Source organism: Pseudomonadota bacterium (assembly GCA_026388215.1).
Taxonomy (GTDB): domain Bacteria; phylum Desulfobacterota; class Syntrophorhabdia; order Syntrophorhabdales; family Syntrophorhabdaceae; genus JAPLKF01.
Map to the genome: position 1 here is coordinate 1 of JAPLKF010000202.1, position 4,006 is coordinate 4,006.

Genomic DNA, 4,006 nt, shown 5'->3' on the forward strand with positions numbered 1-4,006 from the left:
AATCAGGTATTCGATAACTTAGAAGGTGTTTTGGAGACCATTCGAGATGCTCTTCTCACCCCTCACCCTGACCCTCTCCCCCAAGGGGAGAGGGGAGATGAGTATGCAGCTCCGTCTGTTCTCAATGACGGTCCTCTCCCCTAAAGGGAGAGGGGGAGATGAATTTTGACAAAACCTAATGACCACAAGGAGGTGAAACATGAAGTCCTTAAACCTTGCAAGCGCAAAAGCAAAGCTATCAGAGATTGTGAACCTTGCTGAGCACCGGAAAGAGAGGGTGCTCATTAAAAAGAGGAACAACCCGGTAGCCGTTGTGATAGGTTATGATGATTATAAGAAGCTTGAAACTCTCGAGGATATATACGAATCCAAACTCCTTGAAAAGACTATAAAGACTGGCAAATTCTATACACTTGAAGAAGTGGCAAAAAAGGTGAATATTGAGCTATAAATTAGAGTTTTCTGAAAATGCCTTATCAAGACTTGAATCTCTGGGCAGTGCTGATGCCAAGACATTGAGACAGGTTGTTATGAAGATTCTCTCTTTGAGAAGGAATCCCTCCCCGCAGGATACGAAAAAGCTGGTAAATTTCAATTATCAGGGGTTGACCGGATACAGGGTGGATCAGGGAGAGTATAGAATAATCTATGCAATAGACGAAGCAAAGAAGAAAGTCCTGATTGGTTCGATAATCAATCGCAACGAAGATTACAAGAAGCTGATACGACACAAAAAATAGCCAAATAACTGAATCTTTTTATTCATACAGCGTTTGCATAGGCTCTTACTTCTTGCTTCAATCTTTCACCAAGCTTTTCAGCGGTGACATCTAAATCATATTGTGATTGCAAACCAAGCCAGAACTCAGCGGATGTTCCAAAAAACTTTGCGAGCCGTAGAGCAGTATCAGCAGTAATTCCCCGCTTGCCAAGAACAATCTCGTTAATTCTGCGCGGTGGCACACCAATATTGAGTGCCAGTCTGTTTTGGCTTACACCCATTGGCTTGAGAAATTCTTCCAAAAGAACTTCGTCCGGATGTACAGGATGTAGCTTCTTTTTCATAAGTCTCCTCCCTAATGATAGTCGGTTATTTCTACCTCATACGCATCACCTTCTTGCCAGGTGAAGCAAATACGCCATTGGTTATTCAGATTTCAGAGGAAGAATTTTATCAAGCTCGATGAGAAGCTGTGGAATGTTTATAGTGATAGAATCCCATAATATGTCATAGTCAACAAAATCATAGCCATGGATAAGCCTGTTCCGCATGTTTATAATCTTTGGCCATGGAATTTGTGGGTATCTTTTCTGCATGTCTTTTGGATATTGGCTTGCAGCCTCTCCAATAAGTTCAACAAGTCGGGTTATGGCGAGACAAAATATTTCGTCTTTTTCCAGGTCGTTTTTACTCTTTCCGGCAGTTAAAGATACTACCTTGGTTGCATAATCACGCATATGGAGAAGACGTACCATTGGATCACGGTTTGACATACTGCACCTCTGCTGTTGTTAAGACCTCATTCCGAAAATATTTACTTAAACATTTTGGCGTATTTATATCTACTTTTCTTCCGCCGAAAACGCCTGATAACTCCTGTTCCAAATCGTAGAGTTCAAAAAAACCAACTCTTGCTCCTGGCTCAAACTCCACAAGAACATCTATATCACTCTCCGGACAAAAATCATCCCTTAATACAGACCCAAATAATGCGAGCTTACGTATAAGATTTCTGCGGCAGAATTCCTCTATTTTTTCTTTAGATAATGTAATATTTTTTGCCATTTTCACAGCCTCTTGCATCATGTATTATAAATCACTTTGCCAATTCATGCAAAAAATATTGTTTTTATTTTATGCTATGAACTATTTAGCTCTCTGCTCTCGGCTCTTAGCTCTCAGCAAGTGCTATGAACGATGAACCATGAGCTGATTAAACCCAGAGAATATCAACGAGATCACTTACCTTTGTAAAGTCTGGATCGCCGGTGACTATAGTTGCTTTATGTTCAATAGCTGAAGCAAGGACAAAGCAATCAGCGTAAGAAATGCTATATATTGCTTTATATTCAGCCGCCTGGAATATCAAGGCATTAGGGACAGGTAAGGTAGTAAATCCCAGCCTTTCAATATTGGCAAGAACCTCTACTTTTTTCTGGTCGCCAAACTCTCTTTTTATAACGTAGATCATTTCGCCGACATTTATAGCATTAATATACTTTGGCGTGCCTTGTTTTCTAATATCTTCAAGAAGCTGGATAATCTTTTCGTGTCCTTCTTCTCTCTGAAAAAATTTCAAGAGTGCGTGACTGTCAAATATAAATGGTTTACTTTTCATTTTGTGAACTCGCTTTTTCTTTCTTTTAAAAGCATGTCTGACAAAGAAGGTTTTGAGGGCAGGATTCCACAGGCCGATTCTACTGCGTCTTTTACAGGCGGGATAAGGTATATTATTCCTCCATATTCCATGAGAAAGATTTCCTTTCCTGGTTCTATGTTGTATTTTTTTCGTATTTTCGCAGGTATCACAATCTGACCCTTGGATAATGTTTTAAGTGTGTACATATGTTTAACCTCCTTGTTATATAGTTAAACTATTTTTAATAGTGTATAACCAATTGATGTTTTTGTCAATCAATTTAGCTCTTAGTTCACTAAATAGGGTTTTAGGATTCAAGGATTCAAGGGTTCAAGTGAATAAAACCCACTGGAATCCTAGAACCCTGGACCCCTGGAATCCTGCTCTCGGCCAGTCAATTCATCAACAATTTGAGTAGCTTAACCACAAAAATTGTAGCTTTTGGTTACCTTCGGGCACTGTAAGAGGTATGGGGTAGAAAACAGATGCTCAAAGCTTTATGATTTGTATATACTATATCTGCTAACCTGGTGGTGTATATCCACTATATATCCTGTAACCCGTACGTATAACTATGAGCTATGATCTATGAACTGTTGTGGCACGATATTTGCATATAATATTTGTGCACTATTTAAGTTATAATATCATAGGAGGAGATAAATTGAAGAAGACACTTAGGAATCAAAAAGGTTTTACGCTGATAGAACTTATTATCGTCATCATCATTATTGGTATTCTGGCTGCAGTTGCAATACCTAAGTATATGGAGATAAAAGAGCAGGCAGGCGATGCCACAGCACAGGGTCTTCTTGGAGCCTTAAGGGGTGCAAACAGCATTCTTTATGCTGAATACAATTTGAAAACCACCGGGTTTTTTGCTGGTAACAAGTATAACTTAGATACACTTGTTACCAATGCCAATATTCAAGGTGTGGCAATGAATGTTGCCGGCACTATATGCACATTTTTAATTTCAGGTGCAGGTTCATACACCTTTAGTATGCAAGGTCCAACTACTTATACGGATAAAGCAGCTGACCCTGGACTTATAAAATGCTCGTGGGCCCGTGCTGCCGGCATTGACTGTACAAACTGGTAACAGAATAATATTTTGTTTTGAACTATCTCTCACGAAGGGGCTTGATCAAGGCCCCTTCTTTGTATAATGTTCGCAATCCCCATATTTCTTTTTCTCATTTTTCTTTACTTCCATCCTGTGCTTCCATCTTCATATATATTCATAGAGCGAGATCTTTCTGCTTTTTTTATACCACCTCGTTACCTCTGGGTAAGCCTTGTAAGGTCTTTCGAGATACCCCTCTGGAATCCCTATAATTCTTCGTGTATTCCTCTCCTTGCAACCCTCCAACCAGGTATATTTTATCCACCCCATATATTCTTTTTATTCTTGCCATTTAATATTGTCTGGAACTGGTTCATTATCCTCCATTTTATATTTGCTGGAGTTTCAGTGTATGCGTTTTTAAGATACTTGAAAACATCCTCTCTCGCTTCATTTGTGGGTGGGGTTATATTCATGCTCTCAGGATACCTTTTATCCGTCCATAGTCTCCTTCCTCATCTTTTGGCAGTCCCATGGTTTCCTCTGGTTATAATGTATTTCTTAAAGTATCTTGAAAGCA

General features: G+C 39.4%; 8 protein-coding genes and 1 pseudogene. 4 read left to right on the top strand and 5 right to left on the bottom strand.

Annotated elements, in window-relative coordinates:
• The first annotated feature begins 199 nt into the window (after positions 1 to 199).
• Positions 200 to 451 carry a type II toxin-antitoxin system Phd/YefM family antitoxin gene (locus NTU69_10590; GenBank protein ID MCX5803958.1) on the top strand — a complete coding sequence of 84 codons (252 nt, stop codon included), beginning with the start codon at positions 200 to 202 and terminating at the stop codon, positions 449 to 451.
• Positions 441 to 740 carry a type II toxin-antitoxin system RelE/ParE family toxin gene (locus NTU69_10595; protein ID MCX5803959.1) on the top strand — a complete coding sequence of 100 codons (300 nt, stop codon included), beginning with the start codon at positions 441 to 443 and terminating at the stop codon, positions 738 to 740. Before NTU69_10590 ends, NTU69_10595 begins: the two co-directional genes overlap by 11 nt.
• A 22-nt stretch (positions 741 to 762) precedes the next feature.
• Here the strand turns inward: NTU69_10595 and NTU69_10600 are convergent, their stop codons facing one another.
• From NTU69_10600 to NTU69_10620, 5 genes are all read right to left on the bottom strand, one after another.
• Entirely contained in the window at positions 763 to 1,065 is a 303-nt protein-coding gene (locus NTU69_10600) for a HigA family addiction module antitoxin (GenBank protein ID MCX5803960.1), read from the bottom strand.
• 81 nt (positions 1,066 to 1,146) lie between these two features.
• Positions 1,147 to 1,494, bottom strand: a complete 348-nt coding sequence (locus tag NTU69_10605) for a DUF86 domain-containing protein (GenBank protein ID MCX5803961.1) — start codon at positions 1,492 to 1,494, stop codon at positions 1,147 to 1,149.
• Positions 1,481 to 1,786, bottom strand: coding sequence for a nucleotidyltransferase family protein (locus NTU69_10610; GenBank protein ID MCX5803962.1), 306 nt, complete (start codon positions 1,784 to 1,786; stop codon positions 1,481 to 1,483). The genes NTU69_10605 and NTU69_10610 overlap by 14 nt, the downstream gene beginning before the upstream one ends.
• Before the next feature lie 148 nt (positions 1,787 to 1,934).
• Positions 1,935 to 2,339 (bottom strand): type II toxin-antitoxin system VapC family toxin, encoded by a 405-nt coding sequence (locus NTU69_10615; GenBank protein MCX5803963.1) that lies wholly within the window; start codon positions 2,337 to 2,339, stop codon positions 1,935 to 1,937.
• A complete protein-coding gene (locus NTU69_10620; protein MCX5803964.1) occupies positions 2,336 to 2,566 on the bottom strand; it encodes an AbrB/MazE/SpoVT family DNA-binding domain-containing protein in 231 nt (76 codons plus the stop codon). The genes NTU69_10615 and NTU69_10620 overlap by 4 nt, the downstream gene beginning before the upstream one ends.
• Positions 2,567 to 3,024: 458 nt before the next feature.
• On the opposite strand from NTU69_10620, the pseudogene NTU69_10625 reads away from it, so the two are divergent.
• Together NTU69_10625 and NTU69_10630 are read left to right on the top strand one after the other, a co-directional pair.
• Positions 3,025 to 3,132: pseudogene (locus NTU69_10625) on the top strand (prepilin-type N-terminal cleavage/methylation domain-containing protein).
• A gap of 396 nt (positions 3,133 to 3,528) precedes the next feature.
• A partial coding sequence (locus tag NTU69_10630) for a hypothetical protein (GenBank protein ID MCX5803965.1) occupies positions 3,529 to 4,006 on the top strand: 478 nt, incomplete at its 3' end.

Coding starts and splice junctions, on each gene's coding strand:
- NTU69_10590 (MCX5803958.1), top strand. CDS start 200: ATGAAGTCCTTAAACCTTGCAAGCGCAAAAGCAAAGCTATCAGAGATT.
- NTU69_10600 (MCX5803960.1), bottom strand. CDS start 1,065: ATGAAAAAGAAGCTACATCCTGTACATCCGGACGAAGTTCTTTTGGAA.
- NTU69_10605 (MCX5803961.1), bottom strand. CDS start 1,494: ATGTCAAACCGTGATCCAATGGTACGTCTTCTCCATATGCGTGATTAT.
- NTU69_10610 (MCX5803962.1), bottom strand. CDS start 1,786: ATGGCAAAAAATATTACATTATCTAAAGAAAAAATAGAGGAATTCTGC.
- NTU69_10615 (MCX5803963.1), bottom strand. CDS start 2,339: ATGAAAAGTAAACCATTTATATTTGACAGTCACGCACTCTTGAAATTT.
- NTU69_10620 (MCX5803964.1), bottom strand. CDS start 2,566: ATGTACACACTTAAAACATTATCCAAGGGTCAGATTGTGATACCTGCG.